This window comes from Rhodanobacter soli (assembly GCF_040548735.1).
GTDB lineage: Bacteria > Pseudomonadota > Gammaproteobacteria > Xanthomonadales > Rhodanobacteraceae > Rhodanobacter > Rhodanobacter soli_A.
Map to the genome: position 1 here is coordinate 1,532,447 of NZ_JBEPSD010000001.1, position 26,726 is coordinate 1,559,172.

Below are 26,726 nucleotides of genomic sequence, written 5' to 3' on the forward strand. Positions count from 1 at the left end.
CGAAACTCAGAAGCGGCGGTATTGCAGCGCCTCGGCCAGGTGTTCGCGCTCCAGCAGGGCGGCGCCGCCGTCGAGGTCGGCGATCGTGCGGGCCACCCGCAACACGCGATGGTAGGCGCGGGCGGACAGGCCCAACCGCTCCAGTGCACTCTCGAACCAGCGCCGCTCGGCAGGGCCCAGCGCGCAGTCACGCTCCAGCTCGCGCGTGCTGATCTCGGCGTTTGGTCGGCCTGCGCGCATCAGCGATTGCCGGCGCGCCTTGAGTACGCGCGCGCGCACCGTGGCGGAATCCTCGTCGCGTTCATGGCGTGGCGTCCCCAGCTCCGCCAGCGGCACCGGCGGCACCTCCACGCACAGGTCGATGCGATCGAGCAGCGGCCCGGAGATGCGCGCGCGGTAGCGCTGGATCTGGTCCGGCGTGCACTGGCAGCGCGGGTCGCCGGCGTAGCCGCACGGACAGGGATTCATCGCCGCGACCAGCTGGAACTGGGCGGGAAAGGTCGACTGCCGCGCCGCCCGCGAAATCATGATGTGGCCGGATTCCATCGGCTCACGCAGCACTTCCAGCACGTGCCGGCTGAACTCGGGCAGCTCGTCCAGGAACAGCACGCCGTTGTGCGCCAGCGAGATCTCGCCCGGGCGCGGATACGAACCGCCGCCGACCAGCGCCACCGCCGACGCGGTGTGGTGCGGCGCGCGAAAGGGACGCCGGCGCCAGCGCGCCAGGTCGGTCACCTGCCCGGCCACCGACAGCACGGCGCAGGTTTCCAGCGCCTCCGATTCCGACAGCGGCGGCAGGAGGCCGGGCAGGCGCTCGGCCAGCATGGTCTTGCCGGTGCCCGGCGGACCCACCAGCAGGAGGTGATGGCCCCCGACGGCGGTGATCTCCAGCGCGCGCCGCGCCTGCAACTGGCCGCGCACGTCGGCCAGGTCCGGCCCGTCGTCGGCGCCGCCGTTGCTGGGAATGCCGACCGGCATCGACAGCTCGTGCGCGCCGCGCAACCAGCCGCACACCTCGGCCAGGGTGTCGGCCACGCGCACGTCGACGTCCGGCACCAGCGCCGCTTCGGCGGCATTCTCGAGCGGCACCACCACGCGGCGCCCGCGCGCGCGCGCGCGCAACAGCGCCGGCAGCACGCCGGAGACGCTGCGCAGCGAACCGGTCAGCGCCAGCTCGCCGAGAAACTCGCAGTCATCCAGTTTCTCGCGCGGCACCTGGCCGCTGGCGGCGAGGATGCCCAGCGCGATCGGCAGGTCGAAACGGCCGCCATCCTTGGGCAACTCGGCTGGCGCCAGGTTCACGGTGACGCGACGGCCGGGATATTCGAAGGCGGTGTTCTGGATCGCCACGCGCACGCGATCGCGCGCCTCGCGCACCGCGGCCTCGGGCAGGCCGACGATATTGGTGCACGGCAAGCCGCCGGAAAGGTGTACCTCGACCATCACCTGCGGTGCGGCGATCCCTTCCTGGGCGCGGCTGAGGGTGACGGCAAGACTCATGCGGCCGCTGATCGCTGGCGCATGGAGGATGGGTCGCTGACAGAAACGATCATCAAGCGACTCCATCCAGCAGTGCTAATAAATAACCGCCTCCGATCGTTCTCGGGGTGAGGGTGACGGATCGGAGGCGGCTCCCGGGAGGTGGTTGTCACTGACCCGCGCGGGCAGCCACCGTGGCCTCCAGTTCGGCCACGCGTCGCTCCAATTCGTCGACCTTGGCGCGGGTACGCGCCAGTACCTGGGACTGGACTTCGAATTCTTCGCGGGTGACCAGGTCGAGGCGGCGCAGTCCCTGCGCCAGAACGTCCTGGAAGTTGGTTCGCAAATCCTGATGCGCCTGTGCCACCCCTGGCGGTACCAACGACACAAGTCGCAGGGCAATCTTGTCGATATCCTGCCTATCCATCATGGATAGCGCCTCGAGCTCGTCGAGGTAAATACTAGGTGAAGGGAAATCGGGCGCGCCATCGGTATGCTCCGTCAAAAACTGTAGGGATTGTCCTACACGTGCCGTTCTCAGTGCGACAATGCCCCGCCGGACAGGCAAAATGCACCTTCGGCATAACCGATGCCTTTCAAGGAACCACCCATGAAGCTGGTCGTGGCGATCATCAAGCCATTCAAGCTGGACGATGTGCGTGAAGCGCTGGCCGAAGTCGGCGTACAGGGCATCACGGTCACCGAAGTGAAGGGTTTCGGCCGCCAGAAAGGCCACACCGAGCTGTATCGCGGTGCCGAGTACGTGGTCGACTTCCTGCCCAAGATCAAGCTGGAAGTGGCGGTCGCCGACGACCAGCTCGACCGCGTGCTGGAAGCGATCCAGAACTCCGCCCGCACCGGCAAGATCGGCGACGGCAAGATCTTCGTCAGCACGCTGGAACAGGTAATCCGCATCCGCACCGGCGAGTTGGATCTCGACGCCCTGTAATCCCGCCGCGACCCTTACCGGCATTCGCCGCAAGCGGCCTCCACCACGACTTATGCACAACTTGTTGGGTTGACCCTGCCCAGGTCACCCGATATGTTGTGTGCGTCGGTGCCCGACCAGATGCGACATCGGTCGGGCTTAAAAGGGAATCCGGTGTGAATCCGGAACTGCCCCGCAGCGGTAAAGCGGAAACGAAAGCACCCACATGCACTGGCCCTCGGCGGCTGGGAAGCGGGAGCGAGTAGGCGGATCGCCAGATCCATGTCCGCAAGTCCGAAGACCTGCCGGCACACCGGGACGAACAGGTCCCGGTGCGTAGTGACGGCTTCCGCGGGGAAGTGCGTCGTGGAGCAGGTCGCCGCCCGGCGCCCGGCTTGCGCGCCGCCTCCGGAATCCATCGCTATCAGGCCCTGCGCGCGGGAGCAGGCGTTTGATGTCCATGCCGGGAGCCACCAGCCATGCAACCCCTCGATACCACCGAAGGCGAGCGCACCATCGCGCGCGCCGCTTCGCCCGCCGCCATCGGCGAAACGCCCGCACCCGAAACCGCGTTCGCACTGACCCCGCCGCACAACCCTGCGCAGATGCGCGTGACCAAGCGCAACGGCGGCCAGGAAACCGTCGACGTCAACAAGATCGTGCGCGCGGTGACGCGCAGCGCCGAAGGCCTGCACGGCGTCGATCCGCTGCGCGTGGCGCTGAAGACCATCGGCGGCCTGTACGACGGCGCCACCACGCAGGAACTCGACCAGCTTTCCATCCGCACCGCCGCCGGCCTGACCGCCGAGGAACCCGAATACGGCCAGCTCGCCGCCCGGTTGCTCGGCGCCTACATCGACAAGGAAGTCAGCGGCCAGGAAATCCAGAGTTTCTCGCAGTCGATCGCGCGCGGTGCCGAACTCGGCATCCTCAACGCCCGCCTGCGCGATTTCGTGGCCGCCAACGCACGCAAGCTCAACGACGCGATCGACCCGCTGGCCACCCGCCGCTTCGAATACTTCGGCCTGCGCACGGTGTACGACCGCTACCTGCTGCGCCATCCGCAGCAGCGCTTCGTGATCGAGACGCCGCAGCATTTCTTCATGCGCATCGCCTGCGCGCTGGGCGGCAACGAGATCGGCGAAACGCTCGAACTCTACCGCTTGCTGTCGTCGCTGGAATACATCGCCAGCTCGCCCACCCTGTTCAACGCCGGCACCGCGCACGAGCAGTTGAGTTCTTGCTACCTGCTCGACTCGCCGGTCGATTCGCTGGAGTCGATATACGACAAGTACGCCGACGTGGCCAAGCTCAGCAAGTTCGCCGGCGGCATCGGCCTGGCCTATTCGCGGGTGCGTTCGCGCGGCTCGCTGATCCGCGGCACCAACGGCCACTCGAATGGTCTGCTGCCGTGGCTGAAGACGCTGGATGCGTCGGTCGCCGCGGTGAACCAGGGCGGCAAGCGCAAGGGCGCGGCCTGCGTCTACCTGGAATCGTGGCATGCCGACATCGAGGATTTCCTCGAACTGCGCGACAACACCGGCGACGATGCCCGCCGCGCGCACAACCTCAACATCGCGAACTGGATTCCCGACGAATTCATGCGCCGGGTCGAGAACGACGGCGGGTGGTCATTGTTCGACCCCAAAGTGGTACCGCACTTTGTCGACAGCTGGGGCGAGGCGTTCGATGTTGCGTATCGCAAGGCCGAAGCCGATGGCCTCGCCGTGAAAACCGTGAAGGCACGTGAGCTGTACGCCCGCATGATGCGTACGCTGGCGCAGACCGGCAACGGCTGGATGACGTTCAAGGACCGCTGCAACGCCACCAGCAACCAGACGGCCAAACCGGAAAACGTGATCCACCTTTCCAACCTGTGCACCGAGATCCTGGAAGTGAGTTCGGCGACCGAGACGGCGGTGTGCAACCTGGGCTCAGTGAACCTGGCGCGGCACGTCGTCCGCGCCGCCGATGGGAGCCATGCGTTCGACTTCGACCAGCTCGCCGCCACCGTGCGCGCTGCGGTGCGCCAGCTCAACCGGGTAATCGACCTCAACTACTATCCGATCGAGACCGCGCGTACCGCCAACATCAAGTGGCGCCCGGTCGGGCTCGGCGTGATGGGCCTGCAGGACGTGTTCTTCAAGCTGCGGCTGCCGTTCGATTCGGCCGAGGCACTGGCGCTGTCCACGCGCATCGCCGAGGAGATCTACTTCAACGCCCTGTCGCAGTCGTGCGAACTGGCCGAGACCGAAGGCGCACACCCCGGCTTCGCCGAAAGCCGCGCCGCGAACGGCGAGCTGCAGTTCGATCATTGGCCAAGCGCCATGCCACACGACGATGCACGCTGGAATGCCTTGCGCGAACGGATCAAGCAGCACGGCCTGCGCAACTCGCTGCTGATCGCGATCGCACCCACCGCCACGATCGCCTCGATCGCCGGCTGCTACGAATGCATCGAGCCGCAGGTATCGAACCTGTTCAAGCGCGAGACGCTGTCCGGCGATTTCCTGCAGGTGAATCGCTATCTGGCCGACGAACTGAAGACGCTGGGACTGTGGACGTCCGACATCCGCGACGCGATCAAGCTGGCGGAAGGTTCGATCCAGGGCATCGCGGCGATCCCCGAACGCCTGCGCCAGATCTACCGCACCGTGTGGGAGCTGCCGCAGAAATCGCTGATCGACCTGGCGGCTTCTCGTGGGGCCTATATCGACCAGAGCCAGTCGCTGAACCTGTTCATGGAAAACCCGAACATCGGCCAGTTGAGCTCGATGTACATGTACGCGTGGAAGGCCGGCATCAAGACCACGTATTACCTGCGCTCGAGGCCGGCCACGAAGATCGCCAAGACCACGGTGTCGGCTGTGCCCAACCAGGCCGAAGCCGCCGCGGCGGTGTTTTGTTCACTCGAGAACCCGGAGTATTGCGAGGCCTGCCAATAGCGCCATGAGGTATCGCGATGAAGCGTTACCGGAATCTCGACGGCCACTCCGGCGTCACCGCGTACGAATGCGGTGACGGCTTCATCCGCGTTCGTTTCGTCAACGGCGAAGTCTACGAATACACCGACGAGGCCACCGGCCGCGAGCACATCGTGAACATGCAGCAACTCGCACGTGCCGGCCGCGGCCTCGCCACCTATGTCAGCCGCTTCGTGCATGACGCCTATGCGCGCAAGCTTTGAATCGAAGGAATTCCATGTCCGCCCAACCCATCTGCAACGCCCACATCCTCGACCCCGGCTTCGAACTCACCCTGCGCCCAATGCGCTACCCCGACTTCTACGAGATGTACCGCAACGCGATCAAGAACACCTGGACCGTCGAGGAGGTGGATTTCTCGATGGATACGCGCGACCTCAACACGAAGATGTCCGCCGCCGACCGTCACTTGATCCAGCGCCTGGTGGCGTTCTTCGCCACCGGCGACACCATCGTGTCGAACAACCTGGTGCTGAACCTGTACCAGCACATCAACGCACCGGAAGCGCGCATGTACCTGTCGCGCCAGTTGTACGAGGAAGCGCTGCACGTGCAGTTCTACCTCACCCTTCTGGACACCTATATCCCCGACCCCGCCGAGCGCAACGGCGCGTTCGCGGCGATCGAGACGATCCCGTCGATCCGGCAGAAGGGCGCGTTCTGCTTCAAGTGGATCGACTCGATCCAGGACCTGCGCCGGCTGGAGACGCGCGACCATCGCCGCCAGTTCCTGCTCAACCTGATCTGCTTCGCCGCCTGCATCGAGGGGTTGTTCTTCTACGCCGCGTTCGCCTACGTCTACTACCTGCGCTCGCGCGGCCTGCTGCACGGCCTCGCCGCCGGCACCAACTGGGTGTTCCGCGACGAGAGCGGGCACATGGCGTTCGCGTTCGAAGTGGTGCGCACCGTGCGTGCGCAGGAACCGGAACTGTTCGACGACGCCATGCGCGCGCAGGTCGAGGAGATGATGGAGGACGCGATCGCCTGCGAGACCCAGTTCGCCGAGGACGTGCTGTCCGGCGGCGTCGCCGGCATGTCGGTGAAGGACATGCGCCAGTACCTGGAATACTGCGCCGACCAGCGTTTCGCCCAGCTCGACATGCCGAAAAAGTACGGCGCGAAGAACCCGTTCGACTTCATGGACCTGCAGGACGTGCAGGAACTGGCCAACTTCTTCGAGCGCCGCGTCTCGGCCTACCAGGTCGGCGTGCAGGGCGAGGTGGCGTTCGACATGGCGTTCTGAGCCGATCCGCAAATCCTTGCGACCGCGGTGAAGAGCCTTCCCCCGGACGGTGCCGGTTTGTCATAAGGCGGGATTAGAATGACGCGCCGATCCGCAGCCAGCAGGCAGCACGCCCTGCAGCTGCGCTCGTCCGAACCGGGGAAAACCATCGACGATCCGATGCCGCCAGGCCCGGTGCCTGGCGACCGGGCACGGCGATTCTCCCCCGCCGCCGTCCACACTCAAGGATCACCGATGACTACTCCCATCCGCGTCAGAGTGCTGCCGTTCGCCATCGCCTCGTTGCTGGCCATGGCGCCGCTCGCTGCCCAGAACATCACCACGTCCGGCGTCAGCGGTCGTGTGCTGGACGCTAATGGCCAGCCCGTGACGGGCGCCACGGTGACGATCGTGCACCAGCCGACCGGCACCACCAAGGAGGTGACCACCGACGCCGATGGCCGCTACGCGGCGCAAGGGCTGCGCGTGGGCGGTCCGTTCGAGATCTCCGCGACCAAGACCGGCATGGCCGCGGTGGAGCAGAACGACGTGTTCCTGCAGCTGGGCCAGCCCTCGTCGATCAACCTGAGCATGGGCGCCGGCGAGCAGCAGGCGCGCAACCTCGGTGCGGTCACCGTGAGCGCCTCGACCTTGGCGCAGACCTTTTCCTCGGACAACAAAGGGCTGTCGACCAACATCTCGCAGCGCCAGCTGCAGGCGACTCCGCAGGGCAACCGCTCGATCGACGACGTGGTGCGCCTGGACCCGCGCGTCACCGTGACCGACCAGGGCACCGGCGCGATCTCCGCCTCCGGCATGAACAACCGCTACAACAACATCGCCGTCGACGGCGTGACCCAGGGCGATCCGTTCGGCCTGAACGCAAACGGCCTGCCCTACCAGAAGTCGCCGATCTCGCCCGAGACGATCGCCGAATACAACATTTCCACCGCCAACTACGACACGTCTTCCGACGTGGTCGGTGCCGACGTCAACGCGGTGACCAAGTCCGGCACCAACCAGTTCCATGGCGCGGTGTACTACGCCTACCGCAACGCCAACCACCTGGTCGGCGACGCCGGCTGGCTGCCCAGCGACAATCCGGGCTACCACTACAAGGGCTACCAGAAGGACACCACCTACGGCTTCAACGTCGGCGGCCCGATCATCAAGGACAAGCTGTTCTTCTTCATCTCGGCCGAGCACGAGAAGACCACCGGCATCGGCGCCGACTCGGCCAACGGGCTGGACGACTCGCTGGGCAACGGCCCGTCCACCAGCAACAAGGTTTCCCCGGGCGACCTGCAGAAGATCATCGACGCGGCCAAGCAACTGGGCCTGACCCCGGGCACGTTCGGCGGCCCGACCGGACTGACCTACGACGACAAGCGCTACCTCGGCAAGATCGACTGGAACATCACCAACAACCACCGCGCCAGCTTCACCTTCCAGCGCACCAAGGAGTTGTTGCCTGCGGTGGGCGGCAACAGTCCGAACAGCGTGGGCCTGACCAGCTACACCTATACCAAGACGATCACCACCAACAACTACGTCGCCCATCTGTTCGACGACTGGACCGACAGCTTCTCCACCGAAGCCAAGGTCGGCTTCCAGAAGTTCGTCCAGGACACCGCCGCGCCCTGGCAGCAGCCGGCGGTGAACGTGAACCTTTCGCCGACCGGCAAGGGCCCGTCGGTGAACCTGGGCGAGGAGCGCTTCCGCCACTACAACCACATCGATACGAAGAAGTTCAGCGTGTTCCTCGCCGGCACCTATTACGCCGGCGACCATGCGATCAAGGGCGGCATCGATTACCAGAGCAACAAGATCAACAACCTGTTCGGGCAGACCGAATTCGGCCAGTACAACTTCTGGGGCATCGACAACTTCGCCGCCGGCAACTACAACTCGTACATCCTGTTCCACCCGGCGCCCGGCTACACGCTCAACGACATCGCCGGCAAGTGGACGTACAGCCAGTACAGCCCGTTCCTGCAGGACACCTGGCAGGTCAACGAGCAGCTGTCGGTGCAATACGGCGTGCGCGTGGACATCCCGCATTCCAGCGCCCCGCCGGTCTACAACGCCGCGTTCGAACAGGCTTTCGGCTACCCGAACAACTACACGGTGGGCTCGCGCAACCGCGTGGTCGAGCCGCGCCTGTCGTTCAACTACCTGTTCGACAGCAGCTACAAGACCCAGCTGCGCGGCGGCGTCGGCCTGTTCCAGACCTCGCCGCCCACGGTGTGGATGACCAACCCGTACCAGAACAACGGCATCACCCTGCTCTCCTACAACACGTTCGATCCATCGCAGGCGGCATTCAGTCCGGATCCGTTCAACCAGAACATCCCGGCCGGCGGTGGCGCCGGCTCGATCGATACCATCGCCAAGGACTTCCGCCTGCCCACCGTGTGGAAGGCCAGCCTGGCGCTGGATCGCGAGTTGCCGTGGTGGGGCCTGACCGCGTCGGCCGAGTACCAGCACATCCAGGTACGCGACGGCATCCTCTACCAGGCGGTGAACTTCGGCGCACCCACGGGCGTGCTGCCGGACGGCCGCGAGCAGTTCTGGAAGATGCCAGGCGAGGCGCCGGTCTCGAAAGACGCGCTGGCCAACCAGAACCGCGCCTTCAGCACGCAGTCGACCCTGCTCACCAATACCCACAAGGGCAAGTCGGATAGCCTCACCCTGGCGCTGAACAAGCCCTTCTCGGCGAACTGGTTCGGCAACCTCAGCCTGACCTTCAACCATGCCACCGACGTCGACCCGGGCACCGACACGATCGCCTACAACGGCTACCAGCGCGTCGCCCGGCTGAACCCGAACTCCAACGTCGAGGCCACCTCCAACTACAACGTGGCCAAGACGCTGAAGGCCTCGCTGACCTGGCAGCATGCGTTCTTCGGCGACTACCAGACGCAGGTGTCGGCGTTCTACAGCGGCCACACCGGCACGCCGTACACCTGGGTGTTCAGCAACGACGCCAACGGCGACAGCGTCTCCGGCTGGGATCCGGCCTACATCCCGGCGATCAACGACCCGAAGGTCGCCTACGCCGCGGGCACCAGCCAGCAGCTGATCGACCAGTTCCAGGCCTTCCTTGCCAGCGAGAAGTACCTGAACGCCCACCGCGGGCAGATCGCCAACCGCAACGGCGCCCGCACCGCCTGGGTGAACGAGCTGGACATGAGCTTCTCGCAGGAGCTGCCCGGCATCTTCAAGGGCAACAAGGGCGAGTTGCGCCTGGACGTGTACAACTTCCTCAACCTGCTGAACAAGGACTGGGGCCAGGTAAGCAACACCGGCATCTACCCGACCCGCAACCTCGCCAGCTACGCCGGCGTGAACGCGCAGGGCCAGTACGTGTACACGCTGCCCACCGACAAGAGCGGCAACTACCAGCCGCAGCAGCTGCAGGTCTACGACGGCGGCTTCTACGACCCCAGCCGCGTGGTGTCGCGCTGGTCGGCGATGCTGACGCTGCGCTACACGTTCTGAGCGGCCCGCACGCAGCACGCGAGAACCGGCACTTCGGTGCCGGTTTTTTTTTCGGGCCGCCATCGAGCCCTTCGGCCCGGCACCATGACCAGCGACCTATTGACTACACGTGTAGTCATGGCGTACGTTGACTACACTTGTAGTCACTCGGTGCCGCAACCATGCGCAAACCCTCCATCGGCGACCAGGAACTGGCGCTGCTGCATCACATCGACGAATGTGGCTCTGCCTCGGTAGGCGAGGTGGCGGCGAGCTTCGGCGAGCCGCGCGGCCTGGCCCGCTCCACCGTGTTGACCATGATGGAGCGCCTGCGCGGCAAGGGCTATCTCAAACGCCGGCAGCTCAAGGGCATGTTCCGCTACAGCACCGCCACCGGTCCGGGCGAGGTGATGCGCAGCGCCGTGGGCAGCTTCGTCGAGAAAACGCTGAGCGGCTCGGTGTCGCCGTTCGTGGCCTGGATGTCGGAGCGTGCCGAGGTCTCCGATACCGAGCTGGCCGAGCTCGAGGCGCTGGTGGCGCAGCTGCAATCGCGGCGCAAGGAGTCGTGAGATGGACGCACTCGACCATCTTTCGGACATCCTGCTGACGCGACTGGTCTGGACGTCCATCCAGGCGGGACTGCTGATCTGCGCCGTCTACCTGGCCGGCCGTTTATGGCCACGCCTGTCCGCGGCGATGCGCTGCATGCTGTGGTGGCTGGTCGGCGCACAGCTGCTGCTGGGCCTGCTGTGGCACGCGCCGCTGGAGCTTCCGCTGCTGTCGCCCGCACCGCTCGAAGCGACCGGCCCGACCGCGCTGCCCGTGGCGTTCTTCGCCACGACGGCGACCGCCCACGCCGCGCTGCCATCGATCGCTTCGCCGGCAACGCCAGCACTGTCCTGGCGCACCGGCGTCGCCCTGGCGTGGCTGGCCGTCGTGCTATTGCAGGCGCTGATCGCGCTGCGGCAGTGGCGGCGGGCACGCCGCATGCTGCGCGAATCGCAAGCCCTGCACGACGCCGCGCTGCAGATGCTTTGCGCACGCCAGGCGCGGCAGCTCGGCTTGCGCCGCTGCCCGCGGCTGCGCGTCTCGGACGCGATCGTCTCGCCGCAGGTGACCGGCCTGTGGCGGCCCACCGTGCTCCTGCCGGCCGGCCACGCGCTCAGCGCCGACGAAGCAGCAATGGCGATCGCGCACGAACTGGCCCACTTGCGCCGCGGCGACCTGTGGCTGGCGTGGGTGCCGGCGATCGCGCAGTGCCTGTTCTGCTTCCACCCGCTGGTGCGCTGGGCGATGCGCGAATACGCGCTCAACCGCGAATCGGCATGCGATGCGCAGGTCATGCAGCAGGACCACGCCGCGCCGCAGGACTACGGCCGCCTGCTGCTGCGCCTCGGCGTGGCGCAACCGATGCACGCCGGCCTCGCCGGCGCTTCCCCGTCCTTCCACAACCTCAAGAGGCGACTGACCATGTTGCAGCAAACCGTGAACCAGCCGCCGTCGCGCACGCGCGGCTGGCTGCTCGTCGCACTGATCGCCCTCGTCGGCGTGTTGCCCTATCGCGTGACGGCGGCCGGCGCGGACAGCGCCCCCGCCTCGCCGGCTTCCACGCAGGCAAGCCTGCTGCCGCCACCACCCCCGCCACCGCCGGCCCCTCCGGTGGCACCACTTCCCGCCGTTCCTGCCGTGCCGCCGGCACCGCCACCGCCGCCACCCGCCCCGCCGCACGACGTCAGTGGCCTGCGCGCCCACTACGCCAACGTCGCCATCCACACCGACGCCAGCGAAGGCTTCGCGTTGCTCGATGGCGATGCGGCCATCGTCAACGGCAGCGACGTCGACCTCGCCGCCGCGAAGCGCCTGCAGCGGGACGGCAAGCCCATGATGTGGTTTCGCCGAGGCGACAAGGCCTACCTGATCGACGATCCCGCCTACGTGCAACGCGCCAAGGCCGCCTACGCGCCGGTCGACGCCTTGGCCAAGCAACAAGGCGAACTGGGTGGCAAGCAGGGCGCGCTCGGCGGCAAACAGGGAGCCCTGGGCGCGCAGCAGGGCGCGCTGGGCGCCAGGCAAGGGCAGCTCGCCGGCCAGCGCGCGATGCTGGCCAGCCGGCAAGCCATGCTCGCCGCGCCATCCAGCCAGCATGAACGCCCCGCGGAAACGCAGGCGAACCGTACCAGGCTGGAAGCCAGCGAGCAGGAACTCGATCAGCAGCAGGAAAAGCTCAGTCAGCAACAGTCGGCGCTGGGCCGGCAGCAGGCCGAACTGGGCAAGCAGCAGGAAGCGCTCGGCGCGCAACAGGAAGCACTCGGCAAGCGCCAGGAACAGGCCACCAGCCAGGCCAGTCAGCAGATCGGCAAGTTGCTCGACGAAGCGATCGCCAAAGGTGTCGCGAAGCCGACCAGCCTGCGCTGAGGGGAACCTCGGAGCCTCCTCCCCTGACCTCCAGCAAGACCCAACGCATCGCCTTGCTCCCTCCCCTGCTCGCAGGGGAGGGCTGGGGTGGGGTCGCTCTTCATCAAGCCCAAGATCAAGAGCGTCCCCCCCTCCTGTCCTCCCCCTGCTGCGCAGGGGGAGGAACCGGGCGTGTTGCTTCTACTTCCACCCCGCAAGCGAAGAGGGACCAAGACAGCGGTACCTCACATAACTCGCAACCGCTCAGCGCCAGGGCCACGCCTTCAATTTGTACTCCACCGGCGGTGTATTGCCGGCCAGATGCTGCACGAAATAGTCCCAGCGCCGGCGGGTGGCGTACGGAGTGGCCTCGGCGTAGCCGTGGTGGACGTTCGGGATCAGCAGCAGGTCGAAATCCTTGTTCGCCTTGATCAGTGCGTCGGCCACCAGCAGGGTCTGGTAGGGCGGCACGTTGTCGTCCATCGTGCCGTGCACCAGCATCAGCCGTCCCTTGAGGTTCTTCGCGAAACTCTGGTTGGCCTGGGCGTCGTAGTTGGTCTTGCCGTCCTTGTCGGTGACCAGCAGGCCCTGCCATTTTTCGGCCCAGTCGTCTTCGTAGTTGCGGTTGTCGTGGTTGCCGCTTTCGGCCCAGCCGACCTTGAAGAAGTCCGGGTAGTGGAACATCGCGGCCGCGGTGGCGTTGCCGCCGCCGGAGTGGCCCCAGATGCCCACGCGGTCGAGGTCGATCCACGGATACTTCTTGCCGAGTTCCTTCAGGCCGAGCACCTGGTCAGGCAGGGTGTTGTCCTCGACGTGCTCGAAGTAGGCGTCGTGGAAGGCTTTCGAACGCCACGGCGTGCCCATGCCGTCGAGCGCGATCACGATGAAACCGAGTTCCGCCATCGCCTGGTGGTCGGCGCGCGCGGAGGAGAAGCTGCGCCCGCGCACCGAGCCGGTCTGCGGACCCGGGTAGATGTAGTCGATGATCGGGTATTTCTTCGAGGGGTCGAAGTTCGTCGGCTTGAACATCATGCCGTACAGGTCGGTCTTGCCGTCGCGACCCTTCACCGTGAACGGGATCGGCGGCACCCAGCCGGCGGCCTTCAGCCGCGAGATGTCGGCAGTCGCCACGCTGGCCAGCTTGCGGCCGTCGTCCGCACTGCGCAGCACAGTGACCGGCGGCGTGGTCGGCGTGGAATACGCATCAACGAAGGACTTGCCGTCCGGCGACAGCGTGACGGTGTGGTCGGCCGCTTCCGGCGTCAGCAGCACCGGCTTGCCGCCGTCCAGGCCGACCTTGAAGAACTGCTGGTAGTACGGGTTCACGCCCGCGGTGCGGCCGACGCCGCGGAACCACACCGTGCGCGTCTTCGGATCGACCTTCAGCACCTCGGTAACGTTGCCGTCGCCCTTGGTGATCGCGCGCTTGAGCTTGCCGCTGGTGAGGTCGTACAGGTACAGGTTGCCCCAGTTGTTGCGCTCGCTGAACCAGATCGCCTCGTTCGTCTCGGGCAGGTAGCGCCAGTTCACCGCGCCGTTGCCGCTCTCGTAGTAGGTCGGCACCACTTCCTCGAACACCGTGCGCACCTTGCCGGTGCTCGCGTCGGCGACGCGGAACCATTCGTGCTTGTGGTCGCGCGAGGTGGAGACGAAGGCGAGGGTCTTGCCGTCGGCCGCCCACTTCACGTCGTCCCAGCCGCCGTCGGGGCCGCAGCTGACGTCGTCGCACAGGGTGGAGCGATGCTGGTCCGGCGGCATCTGCAGGCGCAGCACCTCCTTCGCCGCCACGTCGACGATGACGCGCTCGATCATCGTCACGTCCTTGTCGCCGACCAGCGGGTACTTCCACTTCTCCAGCTTCGGATGGCCGACGTTGGTGCTGACCAGGTACATCTCGCCGGTCTTGCGCTGGTCCTGCTGGAACGTGGCGATCCGCTTCGAATCCGGCGACCACTCCACGATCGCGTTGTCGGTGTGCTTCCAGCCGGCGTTGTCGGTGGCGTAGCCGAAGTTCTCCACGCCGTCGGTGGTGAGCTGGGTCTCCTTGCCGCTGGCGACGTCGCGCAGCCACAGGTTCCAGTCGCGGATGAACGCCTCGCTCTTCTTGTCCGGCGACAGCGCGCCCGGCTCCTTGCCGGTCTTCACCAGCGAGGCGCGGTCGACGCAGCTGGCCTCGGCGGCGGCGAGGTCGCACACGTAGTGCTTGCTGCGCACGGCAATATCGACCCGCCCGTCCGGCCGTACCTCGTAGCCGGTCACCGGCAACTTCTTCGCATCGACCGGCTTGTCGCCGGCCTTGCCCAGCGCGGCGGCCAGCTTCGCCTGGTCGAACAGCGGCGCGGTCTTGCCGCTGGCCGCATCCATGCGAACGAAGTGATCGCCGCCGGCATCGTGGTCGACATACCAGAAGTGGCCGTCGTCCAGCCATTCGACCTTCTGCACCGCGTGATCGACCAGCGGTGCGGTGTTGTAGCTCATGAAGCGTTCCGCCCGCGCGTAGTCGTTCGCGCTCAGCGTACGTCCCTGCGCGGCGACGCCGGCGGACAATGTTCCCATGACCAGCGCGCCAAGCACGCGCGAACTGTTGATCTTCAAGCCCATGTTGCGTTCCCCTTGCGAAAGCGGATTTCTGCGGTTGCCGACCCTGGCCCAGATGCACCCGAACACCCGATGCTAACGTGAGCATGACCGATGGCACCCCTGCCATTGGTCCCGATGACCCCGCCCATCCCGCAAAATGCGCCACCGCATGGACAGCATGCAACCTGCCCCGTCCACCCACAGAAGCGACCCCGATGTCCCCTGCCCCGATCGAAGCCCGCCTGCTGGAAATGGTTTTCCCCGACCACACCAATCACCTCGGCACCCTGTTCGGCGGCCAGGCGCTGGCGTGGATGGACAAGGCCGCCTTCATCGTGGCCTCGCGCTACGCACGGCGCACTGTGGTCACCGCGCGCTCGGAGGAGGTGAACTTCCGCGTGCCGGTACGTACCGGCCAGCTGGTCGAACTGGTCGCCAGCGTGGTCAAGGTCGGCCGCAGCTCGATGCACGTCGAGGTGGAAATGACCGCCGAGGACCCGCTCAGCGGTGACCGCCGGGTCTGCACCACCGGCCGCTTCGTGATGATCGCGCTGGATTCCAACGGCTCGCCCACGGCGATCCCCGCGCTACCGGATGCCGCCGGCTGAACACCGGCGCGGGCCCTGCTTGACGGGCCTGCGCCGGCCGTCGCACGCTGCGGCCTCCGTGTTCCCGGAGCCGCGTCATGCCGCAGCGCCTCAGAATCATCGGCAATTACCTCTCGCCCTATGTGCGCAAGGTACTGGTATGCCTCGAGTTGAAAGGGCTGGAATACGAGGTCGACCCGATCGCGCCGTTCGTCGGCAACGACGAATTCACCCGGCTCAGCCCGCTGCGCCGCGTGCCCGTGCTGGTCGACGGCGAACTGGTGCTCAGCGACTCCTCGGTGATCTGCCAGTATCTGGAAGACCAGCAGCCCACGCCGTCGGTCTATCCGCGCGACATCGCCGACCGCGCCCGCGCCCGCTGGCTGGAGGAGTACGCCGACACGCGGCTGGCCGACGGGCTGATCTGGCGGCTGTTCCACCAACTCGCGATCAAGCGCCACGTCTTCGGCGAGGCGCCCAACGAGGCCGTGGTGCAGCATGCGCGCGAAGTGGAGATTCCCGCCGCGCTCGACTACCTGGAACGCCAGCTGCCGGACGAAGGCTTCGTGTTCGGCGCATTGTCGATCGCCGACATCAGCCTCGCCAGCTTCTTCCGCACCGCCTCGTTCGTGCGTTACGCGATCGACGCCGAACGCTGGCCGCGGATGGCCGCGCTGGTGGCGCAGGTGCAGGCGCTGCCGGTGTTCCAGAAACTGGCCGGCTTCGAGGACTGCATGCTGCGCCTGCCCTTGGCCGAGCAGCGCGGCGCCCTGATCACCGCCGGCGCGCCGCTGACCAGCGACACCCTGGGCACCAGCGCACCGCGCCCCGGCCCGCCGCGCGCGTCCTGATCGCTCCCTTCCCTGCCAAGCAGGGGAGGGGTTCGCTCTTGATCTTCAGCTCCTCGCCGGCCCGGGCAATCCCACCCGGGTGCGCAGGGAGAGGAGCGTCAGAGTCTCAGCGCTGCCCCGTCGTCAGTTCCACCAGCCAGTCCACGAACACCCGTAGCCGTGCCGGCATCTGCCGCTGCTGCGGGTACAGGATGGTCATCGGCAGTGACGGCGGCGGGTGTGCCGGCAGCAGCTCGCGCAGCCCACCGCTCTTCAGCGCATCGACGATGCGGTAACGCGGCATCTGCGCGATGCCCAGGCCCGCTTCGCAGCAGCCGAGGTAGGCATCCACGCCGCTGACGCTGACGCAGCCCGGCAGCACGACTTCGCGCCGCTTGCGGCCGACCATGAACTCCAGCGGCTCGGCCCGGTGGGTGGTCGGCGAAACCCAGTTCACCGCCAGGTGGCCGTCCTGCAGTGCGGCCAGCGAATCGGGCAGGCCATGCCGGCGCACGTAGGCAGCGCTGGCCACGGTGACCTGTTCCAGCGTCGCCACGCGGCGTCCGACCATGCCCGAATCGCCCAGTTCGCCGACGCGCAGTACGCAATCCACGCCTTCGCGCACCAGGTCGACGAAGCGGTCGCCGGTGCCGATGTCCAGCTGGATCTGCGGGAACCGCGCGAAGAAATCCCGCAGCGCGGGAATCACCAGCAGGCGCGCCAACGTCGCCGGCAGGTCGACGCGCAAGCGGCCCTTCGGCTGCACCCGCGCCTCGCGGAAATCCGTCTCGACCTCGTCCACGTCGGCCAGCAGGCGCAGGCAATGGCCGTAATAGGTCTCGCCGTCGCGGGTGGCGCGCACGCGGCGGGTGGTCCGCTGCAGCAGCTGCGCGCCCAGCCGCGCCTCCAGCCGCTTGATCGCGTGGGTGACGGTGGCGCGCGGCAGGTTCAGGTCATCCGCCGCGGCGGTGAAGCTGCCCAGTTCGACGATCCGCGTATACAGCCGCATGGCTTCGAGTCGGTCCATGGCATTGTTGCTTGTTTTGAAATGGTGATGGCCATTATTGAGCATTTATCCACTCGCCGTCGCGGCGCACCATGCACCCTCCTTTCACCCACCGGAGCGACAACCATGCAGACCCGCACTCTCGGCAAGAATCCTCATGGAAAGCCGGGCCCCCAGGTCTCCGCCCTCGGCCTCGGCTGCATGGGCATGAGCGCGTTCTACGGCCAGCACGACGACGCCGAATCGATCGCCACCATCCACCACGCACTGGACCGCGGCCTCAACCTGCTCGACACCGCCGACATGTACGGCCCGCACACCAACGAGGTACTGGTGGGCAAGGCGATCAAGGGGCGCCGCCAGCAGGCCTTCGTCGCCACCAAGTTCGGCATCGTGCGCAACCCGGACGACCCGCAGGCGCGCGGCGTCAACGGCCGCCCGGAGTACGTGCGCGCGGCCTGCGACGCCAGCCTGCAGCGGCTCGGCATCGATACCATCGACCTGTACTACCAGCATCGCGTCGACCCGGGCGTGCCGATCGAGGAGACCGTCGGCGCGATGGCCGAACTGGTTGTCGCCGGCAAGGTGCGCTACCTCGGCCTGAGCGAGGCCTCCGGCGCCACGCTGGAACGTGCGTACAAGGTGCACCCGATCGCCGCGTTGCAAAGCGAGTTCTCGCTGTGGACGCGCGACCCGCAAACGAACGGCATGCTCGCCGCCTGCCGCAGACTCGGCGTCAGCCTGGTCGCCTATTCGCCGCTGGGCCGCGGCTTCCTCACCGGTGCGATCCGCTCGCCGGACGATTTCGACGCCGACGACTACCGCCGCGGCAGCCCGCGTTTCATGGGCGACAACTTCACCCGCAACCTGCAACTGGTCGAACAGGTGAAAACGCTGGCCGCCGACAAGGGCTGCTCGCCCGCGCAGCTGGCGCTGGCCTGGGTGCTGGCGCAGGACGAGGACGTGCTGGCCATCCCCGGCACACGCAAACGCAGCCGGCTGGACGAAAACCTCGGTGCGCTCGACGTGCGGCTCAGCGCCGCCGAACTCGCGGCGATCGACGCGGTGTTTCCTCCCGACGCCGCCGTCGGCAATCGCTACGCCGACGCTATGATGCACATGGTGAACATGTAACGCCGTGCTCCCTCCCCTGCTCTGCAGGGGAGGGGTGGGGTGGGGTGGGGTGCTTTTGACTTTGCGGCAACTCGGAGCAACCCCCTCCCAACCTCCCCCTGCACGCAGGGGGAGGAGCTAAGGGCCGAAGCGGAAGAACAGCTAAACTTCACCGCATGAGCACCCCCGAACACTCCCCGCTCGGCAAGGACACCGCCTACGCCGACCGCTACGATCCGCGCCTGCTGTTTCCGATCCCGCGCGCGGACAAGCGCGCCGAGATCGGCGTGGCCGAAACGCTGCCGTTCCATGGCGTGGACATCTGGAACGCCTACGAGCTGTCGTGGCTCGACCTGCGCGGCAAGCCGCAGGTGGCGCTGGCCGAGTTCCACGTGCCGGCATCCTCGCCGCACATCATCGAATCGAAGTCGTTCAAGCTGTACCTCAACGGCTTCGCGCAGGAGCGCATCGCGGACGCCGCGACGCTGTCCGCCACCCTGATGCACGACCTGTCCGCGGCGGCCGGCGCGGTGGTCAACGTGCAATTGCGCGACGCATGCGCCGCTGCGCTTCCCGTCATCGACCTGGATGGACGCCTGCTCGACGACCAGGACATCGCCATCGACCACTACGGCCCGCCGAACGCCGATTTCCTGCAGGCCGACATCGCCGCCACGCCGGTGGCGGAAACCCTGGTCTCGCACCTGCTGCGCTCGAACTGCCCGGTCACCGGACAACCCGACTGGGGCAGCGTGCAGATCGCCTACCATGGCGCGCCGATCGACCACGCCGGCCTGCTGCGCTACCTGGTCTCCTTCCGCACCCACAACGAATTCCACGAGCAATGCGTGGAACGCATCTTCGTCGACCTGACGCAGCGCTGCGCGCCGCGTCAGCTCAGCGTGTACGCGCGCTACACCCGCCGCGGCGGGCTGGACATCAACCCGTTCCGCAGCAGCACGCCGGCCACGCCCGGCAATCCGCGCACGGTTCGGCAGTAGCGCCACGCGTCGTCGCCGCGTGAAAGTCCGGACCCGGCGATTTCCGCCGGTAATCGGCGCTTCAGATCGGTGGCGCTAGCCTCGATGTTCTGACCCAGGGCCAAGGAGCGGCCTGCCACGTCATCGACACCGGAGTTCCCATGACACGATCCATGCGTTTCACCGTGCTGTACAGCGCCACCGTGGCCGGCCTGCTGCTGCTCGGCGGCTGCGGCAAGAACGAACCGGCGCCGGCCGGTACGCCGGCCCCGGCCAGCACCGCACCGGCGTCAGCGACGACGGCGCCCGCACCTGCCGGCACGGCGGCAGCGTTGCCGCCGGCCGGCGCAGCCCCGGCCGGTACGGCCAGCGTGGCGAGCGCCGCCTCGGTGGCAGCACCGGCCGCCACACCCGCGCCGCTCACGGTGGCCAAGCTGACCCTGGGCAGCGCGGTGAACGCCGAGCACCAGGTAACCCGCGCCAGCAACAGCTTCGCCACCAACGACAAGACCATCTACGCCAGCGTCGCCACCGAAGGCAGCAGCGGCGGCGCCACGCTCAACGCGAAGTGGAGCTACCTGGAAGGCCAGGGCCAGCTGGTCAGCAGCATCAGCCAGTCGATCGCCACCGACGGCCCCGCCGTCACCACGTTCAAGGTGCAGAACCCCGACCTGTGGCCGGAAGGCAAGTACAAGGTCGAGATCTCGCTCGACGGCAAACCGGTGGCGAAGCAGGATTTCGCGATCAGGAAGAGCTGACTTCGCTCGATCCGGCATGCATGCAAAAAGGCGCCTGGCAGGCGCCTTTTTGCATGGTTCAGCGCCCGTCCAGCGCCTTGCGCCCGATCGCCGGATCGTCGGTGAAGAACGCATCGATGCCGGTGGCGAGGTAGCGGCGGATTTCGGCGATGGCACCGGCTTGGTTGACGTGGCGCGGGTCGGCGCCCTGCCACAGGTCGGGCGGCAGGAAATGGTTCTCGGGACGGAAGGTGTACGGGTGCACCTCGAGGCCGGCAGCATGCGCGTCGTGCACCAGGCTGGTGGGTGCGCCGAGCGTGCGGTTGGACGCCAGCGGGATGATCGCGCGGATGTTCGGCCCGATCGCATCCGCATAACCGGCGATCCCGCGCAGCCCGGCCGGCGTCATCATCTGCGCATAGGTCAGCTTGCCGCCTGCAGCAGCCACGTCGTACGGCTGCTCCACCGCGTCGCCGAGCAGCTGCAGAAGGCGGATATTGCCGTGCATGCCGTCGCCGAGCTTGCCGCGCAGGTACTTCAGGTTGCCGACCTCGAACGACTGGATCTCCACCGGCGCCGTGCGGGTGTAGGCGTGCGCGGCCAGCGCGGCGAGCAGCCTGTCCTCCAGCGGCAGGCCGATCGTGCGGAAATACGTGCCGTGCTTGATTTCCGGGATGATCCCGATCACCTGCCCGCGTGCCGTCGATTCGGCGGCGACGAGGTCGATGACCTCGTCCAGCGTGGCGATCGGGAACTGGCCGTCGTACCGCGTGCTGCGCAGCTTCGGCAGCCGCTCGCGTGCGCGCAGTGACTTCAGCTCGGCCAGGCTGAAGTCCTCGCTGAACCAGCCGGTCACTTGCCTGCCATCGATCAGCTTGCCGGTCCTGCGCGCGGCGAACTCGGGATGGTCGGCCACATCGGTGGTGCTGCCGATCTCGTTTTCGTGGCGCGTCACCAGCACGCCATCCTTCGTCATCACCAGGTCCGGCTCGACGAAGTCGGCGCCGTCGGCGATCGCCTTCGCATACGAAGCCAGCGTGTGCTCCGGACGCAGCGCGCTGGCGCCGCGATGGCCGATCACCAGCACCCTGGCGGCAAGCGGTTTCTCGGCGGCAGCGGCGGCAGGCGTGGGCATTCCACGGAGCATAAAGGAACGTGGCGGACGCGCAGCGACGCCATGGCGCATAACGCCATGGGACATGGACAAATTCTCAAAAACTGTCGCTACCGGTAAGCATAAGGTGTCAGCAGACCCACCGCTTTGACAAAAACGATGCGGTTCAGGGCCACATAACGTGACAACACACACGAGGTCGTCACGTCAGCGGCAACTTGGGCTGCCCGATCCTGTCGCTTGGCGCGACATTCCCGTCCTAGCCCGTGCGACAGGCATGGAGGATGCTGAATCCAAAACAGCTCCGTGAGGATCGGCCGTGACAATGCCAGACGAAAGAACCAGGGCACTCCTATGGGCAGGTGGCTTCCTGATCGAACTTGCTCGAGACAATAGGCTTCCCTTAGACATCCGGCAGCATGCTGTGATGATCGCACGTCACTTCCCGACGATCGAGGACATCTCGGCGATGGCGCTTCTCAAGCATCCATCCGGTCTCGGTCTCGGGCTGGCGTCTCCTGAGATTTCGTGGATTGAAGGATGTCGCTACGGCCCTCTGCGCCACTCCACCCGCATTGCTTGGCCTGAAGTGAACTGAATTGGCTGTTGACCATCGTCAAAGGAGGGCGTGCGCGCACCGATGAAGTTGCTCACTAGAACCAACTGATCATGATCGGTGCACCGGCATCCTGATCTGCGAGATGCCATCGGCCGCAACCGGCCGGAACCTGCCAACAACGGCCGGTCGCCTGCTACAAATGCATGCCGAAAAGCAGCCATTGCCGTGAGATTTAACGCTTGAGTTAAGCGGCGGCGAAGCTGTCCGCTCGATGCACTCGGCGTGCGACATCTTTTCCATAAGGGGCCTAACGCTGGAGTTAAGCGGCGGCGAAGCCGTCCGCCTTGAACGAATGGTTAGGTGCCACGAGCTGGCGCCTCTTGCCCCCAAATTACACCCTTTGCACTTACCGACAGACCAGCAACTCGCCGCAGCTCCTGCCAAGGTTGAGTGGAGGTCTCGTACTCGATGATCTCGTAGCTACGCCCGCAGGTTTGCCAGCTCTTGCATGGAGCAACGTTGGGCTCGTGATCCCAAGGGATCGTTGCTAAGTGGCGCAAAGCGCCCCATGCATTGTCTAAAGACTCATGCTCGCTGACTTGCTCAGCGTGGCTCTCGTCCTCGATTACGAAACACTTTGGCATGGCACCTAACGCTGGAGTTAAGCGGCGGCGTAGCCGTCCGCCTTGAACGAACTGTTAGGCGCGATGTTCGATTTTGGCACGAAAGACCAACGTGACAATTTGGATGCCGAGAAGTACCCCGACAGCCATAGCTATAGGCACCAAGGCCTCGACATAGAACGGAACCTGCGAGATGGCTAGACGAGCCAAAACCACCAAGCCTGACGCCAAGCACGCGTAGGCGCCTAGGTGGAAGAATTGAAGAGGTTGATGAAAATTGAAAGGGTTGAGTTGCCATGAAGCGCGGAACCACTCCTTTGCGGAGCGCGGATTGAACACTTGAAGTCCGAGAACAAAGACCATGCCAACGATACAGAATAGGAAGATGGCCAGTAACGAATCCCAGTCGATTGGGGGTAACGCCTGAGGGCGAAGTGGTGTGAACAGTGCACCAGCCGCTGACGCGACAATTATTACCCACCTCACGATTACCCATGTGCGCATGTTTTTGACGCCTAACGCTTGAGTTAAGCGGCGGCGAAGCCGTCCGCCTTGAACGAGATGTTAGGCGGACGCTACCAACGCCAGCCATAACGACGCTTTCTTGTGTTGTGCATCTGCTTCGAGGCTTCAGCGTCGACGATGAACAAGCCGCTGCTACCTGTCGAAGCACCATAGACGCCAAGCCACACGAACCAAGCAGCAACACCTACCGCCGCGAGACTATAAAAAACGTTTGATAACGGCACACTCCCGTGGAAGTAGCGCCATACCGTAAGGCCAGCTCCGCCGGCTAAGAACGCCGCAAATAAGAAGCAGAAGAGCCGACGAATCCATAGCCACGTTGTTGCGATCCATTTCATAGAAGCCTAACGCTGGAGTTAAGCGGCGGCGAAGCCGTCCGCCTTGAACGAGATGTTAGGCCTTATCCGCGAAATGGAAGAGGCCACTTTGACAAGCCCTCCTCGCCGTACTCACGGATGTAGGAGTCCGTGCTGCGAGCAAGTGTTTCGAGTGCTACCCGCGACTGCTCAGTGCCTATGCGAGCCAGAGCGTAGGCACATTTACGCTGAAATGCATGAAGGTTGCCCCACTCAACCAGATGGCCGAACGGAATATCGATGGCTTTTTGAATTGCCTCAACAGCACTTGGCTCCCCAAGGAGCCCGAGGTCAAAGACAATATCCTCATGCAGGTCATGCCAGTCGTCTAGCAGGAGCCTCATCAAGATGGACGCTGGAACCTTTGCTTTCGACAACGCTTGGCGCAATGCCTCGCCGTCCTTGGCTCGCTCTGCAGCTAGAACTTCGTCAAAGTCTGTCATAAGGCCTAACGCTGGAATTGAGCGGCGGCGTAGCCGTCCGCCTCGAATGACTGGTTAGACGCCACCGAGCGACCGAGCTCGGGTGTAGGCGCGGCTACTTTGCTTTGCATGCTTTGAAGGAACTCGACACAAACGTGTGGTCATCCAAATCCTTAAATTGGATCATGAAACTTTTGGGATAGTCTGCGGGCACCAAGCCGTATAGCGAACCCACGATTTCAGCCGAGTCGCCGGGACCAATAGACAATGTGTCCGGCGGCATGGGGCCATGACCACCTGGGCCATGTTCCCAATCGGTGGCCCCGCCACCGTCGAGTATTTTGTAGCTAAGCCAGCTGATGTCGTATGGAGGTTGATGCAACGTGGGGTCAATCCAGATCCGTAACTTTCCCTTGCTATCGTTGTGCACTGTCATGCGGATAGGGGCCTCTCGGTCTGATGCGCCGCAAATCTGTGTGACTGGCTCGACAGCAATCTTGATCTGCGCTGGATCGACAGTAGCGCAACCAGCAATAGCGAGGGCAAGGGCGGCGTACAGAACTTTCATGTGGTGTCTAACGCTGGAATTAAGCGGCGGCGTAGCCGTCCGCTTGAATGAGATGTTAGACCTCACTCTACGTTGAGTGACTCGACTTTGCCATGCTCGACGAGCCTGATGTTGCCGAAGTTGGACACGTGCGCGGAACAGGTGCCAACTGCATGGATGCCACTCACGACACGCTCAGGTGCGAGGCAGGAGCCTTGGCACTCGCTGGAGTCCGAGCAAACCTTGCCGGAATCTGTGGTCTTGAGGTCGCAGACTTTTGGCTTGCCCGGATATGACAAACCAAGCGTTGTCCAGTTGCCACCGCGCGCGCCGCACTCAGCTGCCGTTTGCGGAACTGCGGGCTTTGCGACGGTTGCGGCCAACCTCGGGTTAGCACAAGCGCTGACGATGAGAGGGGCAATGATCAAGACCAGCACGCGCAGGAAAGTCATGTTGTGAGGTCTAACGCTGGAGTTAAGCGGCGGCGTAGCCGTCCGCCTTGAACGAGATGTTAGGCCGCGTCACCATGTGCGGTTTCCTCACAGCACGACGCGGCAAAACAGAACCTTTTGCCCAGTTTGAGCAGGTGCGGAGTGTGGCGCTCCCACCACGCAGCGGCAGACGGTGATTGTGCGCGCAGAGACTCAATGGCAGCGATAACGTCGACAACATAGGCCACGTTGGGTTGCTCGGCGACCGGTACGCCAAAGAGATTCTTGAACCTAGCCAGCAAACCGTGATCCCTGCCTAGAACTCCGGTCGTGGACCAAATACTTGGCTGTGGCTCTGGGATGTCAGCAAGCTGGATGGTCACCCCTACCCAAGCCGCGCGGACCCGCTCTGGAGCTTCACCAGGAGGAATCTCAATGATTCGAATATGCCTCATAGCGGCCTAACGCTGGAGTTAAGCGGCGCGCGGTACGCGCGTCCGCTTGAATGAGTGGTTAGGCCTGCCTCAGTGCGCATGCAGAAGTGCAAAGACCAGGAGCCCAACGAAGGATAGCAGCCACCAACAAGCGGTGATAAGAAGCCAGCGGATCTCTGATGCCTTTAGTTGATTGTAGATGGCATCGATACCCCTTCTCTGCCTGATGCGTCGCCGTAATTCGGAGAACGCAAATGGTGGCAGCTCCGCGAATAGCTGCACACGCCACTCGTAGAGGGACACTTGAACAAGCTTAGCGGCGAAAACGAGCCATGGCGCTACAAAGCAAATTGGAACAAGGGTGTCCATGCTGCGGTTTGGCCTAACGCTGGAGTTAAGCGGCGGCGTAGCCGTCCGCCTTGAACGAAATGTTAGACGCCAGAGTAGCCGAAGATACGCAGCCACAACTGGCATCCGAAGTGGTGCTTTGCAAACACAGATGTGTCGGTACAACGCCAAGAATTGACCTTGCCAATGTCCAAGGCGCACTGACCAGCATTACGTGGTGTTGGACCAAGCCAGCCAGCGGTTGGCGAGTTAACCGGATAGCCAAAAAGCTGGAAGGTGAGCGCGAAACGTGCAGGCAAGTAGAGCAGTGCAATAAGCAAGATGAGACCCAGGATTGAAAGGTATTTGGATCGCATGGAGTACCCGTTTTAGCGTCTAACGCTGGAGTTAAGCGGCGGCGTAGCCGTCCGCCTTGAACGGGTAGTTAGATGCGCTGAGCAGCGAAAGTGGGTGCGGGCTGCTCTTTACACCAAGACCACTCCTGCAATTCTACCGCATCCCCTTTCGGACTAGCGCGCGCACTGGACACCACATTGCAAAGGCCCAGACCATGCCTGACACCGCGCTAACAATAAGGATAAGTGCAAGGAAGCGAACTGTAAGCTCGCCACGATTGTAGGCCGTGACAATAAACCCGACGGCCAGTGGCGTGCCAAAAATTATCCCGGCTGCCGATATGAAGCGTGGCAGAGATGAAACCATCCACGATCCGAACTTAGTCATTGTCTCGTCCCTGCCATCTAACGCTGGAGTTAAGCGGCGGCGAAGCCGTCCGCCTTGAACGAACTGTTAGGCCTCGCAGCAGAACAGCATGGCTGCGGGCCTGTGGCAATGCTAGAGCCCACGAAATGATCCATTGCATGTGCCGCAAGGACAGGAGTGTACCCACGCACAGGGGGGATTGCCGCGAGGCTCTACTGAAATTGGCGTGCCACACTTGGAACAGCTGGAGGTAACTGGCTTGCCGCTATTGAACTGACCGAGCGCGACTAGCACCGGGCCTGCATGTTCCGGAAGTCGAGACAGATCGAAACCAGCTAGGTATTT

The 26,726-nt window shown here is 64.9% G+C and carries 21 protein-coding genes and 1 riboswitch; of the genes, 13 read left to right on the top strand and 8 right to left on the bottom strand.

What is annotated here, in order from left to right; genetic code table 11:
• Window positions 1–6: 6 nt before the first annotated feature.
• Window positions 7–1,500, bottom strand: coding sequence for a YifB family Mg chelatase-like AAA ATPase (locus ABIE04_RS07060; protein WP_354547892.1), 1,494 nt, complete (start codon window positions 1,498–1,500; stop codon window positions 7–9).
• Window positions 1,501–1,648: 148 nt separating this feature from the next.
• Complete coding sequence (locus ABIE04_RS07065) at window positions 1,649–1,909, bottom strand: accessory factor UbiK family protein (RefSeq protein ID WP_056389254.1); 261 nt, start codon at window positions 1,907–1,909, stop codon at window positions 1,649–1,651.
• A 180-nt stretch (window positions 1,910–2,089) separates the two neighbouring features.
• Here ABIE04_RS07065 and glnK point away from each other — a divergent pair, with 180 nt between their 5' ends.
• From glnK to ABIE04_RS07100, 7 genes are all read left to right on the top strand, one after another.
• Window positions 2,090–2,428: a P-II family nitrogen regulator gene (gene glnK, locus ABIE04_RS07070; protein WP_354547894.1), complete on the top strand. Its 339-nt coding sequence runs from the start codon at window positions 2,090–2,092 to the stop codon at window positions 2,426–2,428.
• An 89-nt stretch (window positions 2,429–2,517) separates the two neighbouring features.
• Window positions 2,518–2,731: riboswitch (cobalamin riboswitch) on the top strand.
• Between the two features lie 155 nt (window positions 2,732–2,886).
• Entirely contained in the window at window positions 2,887–5,352 is a 2,466-nt protein-coding gene (locus tag ABIE04_RS07075; protein WP_354547897.1) for a ribonucleoside-diphosphate reductase subunit alpha, read from the top strand.
• A 17-nt stretch (window positions 5,353–5,369) separates the two neighbouring features.
• Window positions 5,370–5,594: a hypothetical protein gene (locus ABIE04_RS07080; protein ID WP_354547899.1), complete on the top strand. Its 225-nt coding sequence runs from the start codon at window positions 5,370–5,372 to the stop codon at window positions 5,592–5,594.
• Between the two features lie 14 nt (window positions 5,595–5,608).
• Complete coding sequence (locus ABIE04_RS07085) at window positions 5,609–6,634, top strand: ribonucleotide-diphosphate reductase subunit beta (protein WP_354547901.1); 1,026 nt, start codon at window positions 5,609–5,611, stop codon at window positions 6,632–6,634.
• 234 nt (window positions 6,635–6,868) lie between these two features.
• The gene (locus ABIE04_RS07090) at window positions 6,869–10,114 is read left to right on the top strand and encodes a TonB-dependent receptor (protein WP_354547904.1); all 3,246 of its coding nucleotides are present in this window, start codon (window positions 6,869–6,871) and stop codon (window positions 10,112–10,114) included.
• A gap of 161 nt (window positions 10,115–10,275) precedes the next feature.
• Complete coding sequence (locus ABIE04_RS07095) at window positions 10,276–10,662, top strand: BlaI/MecI/CopY family transcriptional regulator (protein WP_354547906.1); 387 nt, start codon at window positions 10,276–10,278, stop codon at window positions 10,660–10,662.
• Between the two features lies 1 nt (window position 10,663).
• Window positions 10,664–12,508, top strand: a complete 1,845-nt coding sequence (locus ABIE04_RS07100) for a M56 family metallopeptidase (protein WP_354547908.1) — start codon at window positions 10,664–10,666, stop codon at window positions 12,506–12,508.
• Between the two features lie 243 nt (window positions 12,509–12,751).
• Here ABIE04_RS07100 and ABIE04_RS07105 read toward each other — a convergent pair whose 3' ends face one another.
• Entirely contained in the window at window positions 12,752–15,088 is a 2,337-nt protein-coding gene (locus tag ABIE04_RS07105; RefSeq protein ID WP_354547910.1) for a S9 family peptidase, read from the bottom strand.
• A gap of 194 nt (window positions 15,089–15,282) precedes the next feature.
• On the opposite strand from ABIE04_RS07105, the gene ABIE04_RS07110 reads away from it, so the two are divergent.
• The gene (locus ABIE04_RS07110; protein ID WP_354547912.1) at window positions 15,283–15,675 is read left to right on the top strand and encodes an acyl-CoA thioesterase; all 393 of its coding nucleotides are present in this window, start codon (window positions 15,283–15,285) and stop codon (window positions 15,673–15,675) included.
• A 77-nt stretch (window positions 15,676–15,752) separates the two neighbouring features.
• Complete coding sequence (locus ABIE04_RS07115; protein WP_354547915.1) at window positions 15,753–16,505, top strand: glutathione S-transferase family protein; 753 nt, start codon at window positions 15,753–15,755, stop codon at window positions 16,503–16,505.
• Window positions 16,506–16,611: 106 nt separating this feature from the next.
• Here ABIE04_RS07115 and ABIE04_RS07120 read toward each other — a convergent pair whose 3' ends face one another.
• Window positions 16,612–17,511, bottom strand: a complete 900-nt coding sequence (locus ABIE04_RS07120; RefSeq protein ID WP_354547917.1) for a LysR family transcriptional regulator — start codon at window positions 17,509–17,511, stop codon at window positions 16,612–16,614.
• 105 nt (window positions 17,512–17,616) lie between these two features.
• On the opposite strand from ABIE04_RS07120, the gene ABIE04_RS07125 reads away from it, so the two are divergent.
• From ABIE04_RS07125 to ABIE04_RS07135, 3 genes are all read left to right on the top strand, one after another.
• The gene (locus tag ABIE04_RS07125; protein WP_354547919.1) at window positions 17,617–18,624 is read left to right on the top strand and encodes an aldo/keto reductase; all 1,008 of its coding nucleotides are present in this window, start codon (window positions 17,617–17,619) and stop codon (window positions 18,622–18,624) included.
• Window positions 18,625–18,779: 155 nt separating this feature from the next.
• Window positions 18,780–19,604: an NADPH-dependent 7-cyano-7-deazaguanine reductase QueF gene (queF, locus tag ABIE04_RS07130; protein ID WP_354547921.1), complete on the top strand. Its 825-nt coding sequence runs from the start codon at window positions 18,780–18,782 to the stop codon at window positions 19,602–19,604.
• A 140-nt stretch (window positions 19,605–19,744) separates the two neighbouring features.
• Window positions 19,745–20,341 (top strand): hypothetical protein, encoded by a 597-nt coding sequence (locus ABIE04_RS07135; RefSeq protein ID WP_354547923.1) that lies wholly within the window; start codon window positions 19,745–19,747, stop codon window positions 20,339–20,341.
• A 58-nt stretch (window positions 20,342–20,399) separates the two neighbouring features.
• Here ABIE04_RS07135 and ABIE04_RS07140 read toward each other — a convergent pair whose 3' ends face one another.
• On the bottom strand, window positions 20,400–21,455 hold the full coding sequence (locus ABIE04_RS07140; protein ID WP_354547925.1) for a glycerophosphodiester phosphodiesterase: 1,056 nt from the start codon (window positions 21,453–21,455) through the stop codon (window positions 20,400–20,402).
• Window positions 21,456–21,759: 304 nt separating this feature from the next.
• Between ABIE04_RS07140 and ABIE04_RS07145 the strand changes: the two genes are divergently transcribed.
• Window positions 21,760–22,032 (top strand): BPSL0761 family protein, encoded by a 273-nt coding sequence (locus ABIE04_RS07145; RefSeq protein ID WP_354549813.1) that lies wholly within the window; start codon window positions 21,760–21,762, stop codon window positions 22,030–22,032.
• A gap of 1,509 nt (window positions 22,033–23,541) precedes the next feature.
• Here the strand turns inward: ABIE04_RS07145 and ABIE04_RS07150 are convergent.
• The 3 genes from ABIE04_RS07150 to ABIE04_RS07160 form a co-directional block, all read right to left on the bottom strand.
• Window positions 23,542–23,940 (bottom strand): hypothetical protein, encoded by a 399-nt coding sequence (locus ABIE04_RS07150; RefSeq protein WP_354547927.1) that lies wholly within the window; start codon window positions 23,938–23,940, stop codon window positions 23,542–23,544.
• A 94-nt stretch (window positions 23,941–24,034) separates the two neighbouring features.
• Window positions 24,035–24,487, bottom strand: coding sequence for a hypothetical protein (locus ABIE04_RS07155; protein ID WP_354547930.1), 453 nt, complete (start codon window positions 24,485–24,487; stop codon window positions 24,035–24,037).
• Between the two features lie 62 nt (window positions 24,488–24,549).
• Entirely contained in the window at window positions 24,550–24,918 is a 369-nt protein-coding gene (locus ABIE04_RS07160) for a hypothetical protein (protein ID WP_354547932.1), read from the bottom strand.
• Between the last annotated feature and the right edge of the window lie 1,808 nt (window positions 24,919–26,726).

Excerpts from the sequence above, each read along its gene's own strand:
- ABIE04_RS07060 (WP_354547892.1), bottom strand. The coding sequence starts at position 1,500 with ATGAGTCTTGCCGTCACCCTCAGCCGCGCCCAGGAAGGGATCGCCGCA.
- ABIE04_RS07065 (WP_056389254.1), bottom strand. The coding sequence starts at position 1,909 with ATGATGGATAGGCAGGATATCGACAAGATTGCCCTGCGACTTGTGTCG.
- glnK (WP_354547894.1), top strand. The coding sequence starts at position 2,090 with ATGAAGCTGGTCGTGGCGATCATCAAGCCATTCAAGCTGGACGATGTG.
- ABIE04_RS07075 (WP_354547897.1), top strand. The coding sequence starts at position 2,887 with ATGCAACCCCTCGATACCACCGAAGGCGAGCGCACCATCGCGCGCGCC.
- ABIE04_RS07080 (WP_354547899.1), top strand. The coding sequence starts at position 5,370 with ATGAAGCGTTACCGGAATCTCGACGGCCACTCCGGCGTCACCGCGTAC.
- ABIE04_RS07085 (WP_354547901.1), top strand. The coding sequence starts at position 5,609 with ATGTCCGCCCAACCCATCTGCAACGCCCACATCCTCGACCCCGGCTTC.
- ABIE04_RS07090 (WP_354547904.1), top strand. The coding sequence starts at position 6,869 with ATGACTACTCCCATCCGCGTCAGAGTGCTGCCGTTCGCCATCGCCTCG.
- ABIE04_RS07095 (WP_354547906.1), top strand. The coding sequence starts at position 10,276 with ATGCGCAAACCCTCCATCGGCGACCAGGAACTGGCGCTGCTGCATCAC.
- ABIE04_RS07100 (WP_354547908.1), top strand. The coding sequence starts at position 10,664 with ATGGACGCACTCGACCATCTTTCGGACATCCTGCTGACGCGACTGGTC.
- ABIE04_RS07105 (WP_354547910.1), bottom strand. The coding sequence starts at position 15,088 with ATGGGCTTGAAGATCAACAGTTCGCGCGTGCTTGGCGCGCTGGTCATG.
- ABIE04_RS07110 (WP_354547912.1), top strand. The coding sequence starts at position 15,283 with ATGTCCCCTGCCCCGATCGAAGCCCGCCTGCTGGAAATGGTTTTCCCC.
- ABIE04_RS07115 (WP_354547915.1), top strand. The coding sequence starts at position 15,753 with ATGCCGCAGCGCCTCAGAATCATCGGCAATTACCTCTCGCCCTATGTG.
- ABIE04_RS07120 (WP_354547917.1), bottom strand. The coding sequence starts at position 17,511 with ATGGACCGACTCGAAGCCATGCGGCTGTATACGCGGATCGTCGAACTG.
- ABIE04_RS07125 (WP_354547919.1), top strand. The coding sequence starts at position 17,617 with ATGCAGACCCGCACTCTCGGCAAGAATCCTCATGGAAAGCCGGGCCCC.
- queF (WP_354547921.1), top strand. The coding sequence starts at position 18,780 with ATGAGCACCCCCGAACACTCCCCGCTCGGCAAGGACACCGCCTACGCC.
- ABIE04_RS07135 (WP_354547923.1), top strand. The coding sequence starts at position 19,745 with ATGACACGATCCATGCGTTTCACCGTGCTGTACAGCGCCACCGTGGCC.
- ABIE04_RS07140 (WP_354547925.1), bottom strand. The coding sequence starts at position 21,455 with ATGCCCACGCCTGCCGCCGCTGCCGCCGAGAAACCGCTTGCCGCCAGG.
- ABIE04_RS07145 (WP_354549813.1), top strand. The coding sequence starts at position 21,760 with ATGCCAGACGAAAGAACCAGGGCACTCCTATGGGCAGGTGGCTTCCTG.
- ABIE04_RS07150 (WP_354547927.1), bottom strand. The coding sequence starts at position 23,940 with ATGACAGACTTTGACGAAGTTCTAGCTGCAGAGCGAGCCAAGGACGGC.
- ABIE04_RS07155 (WP_354547930.1), bottom strand. The coding sequence starts at position 24,487 with ATGAAAGTTCTGTACGCCGCCCTTGCCCTCGCTATTGCTGGTTGCGCT.
- ABIE04_RS07160 (WP_354547932.1), bottom strand. The coding sequence starts at position 24,918 with ATGACTTTCCTGCGCGTGCTGGTCTTGATCATTGCCCCTCTCATCGTC.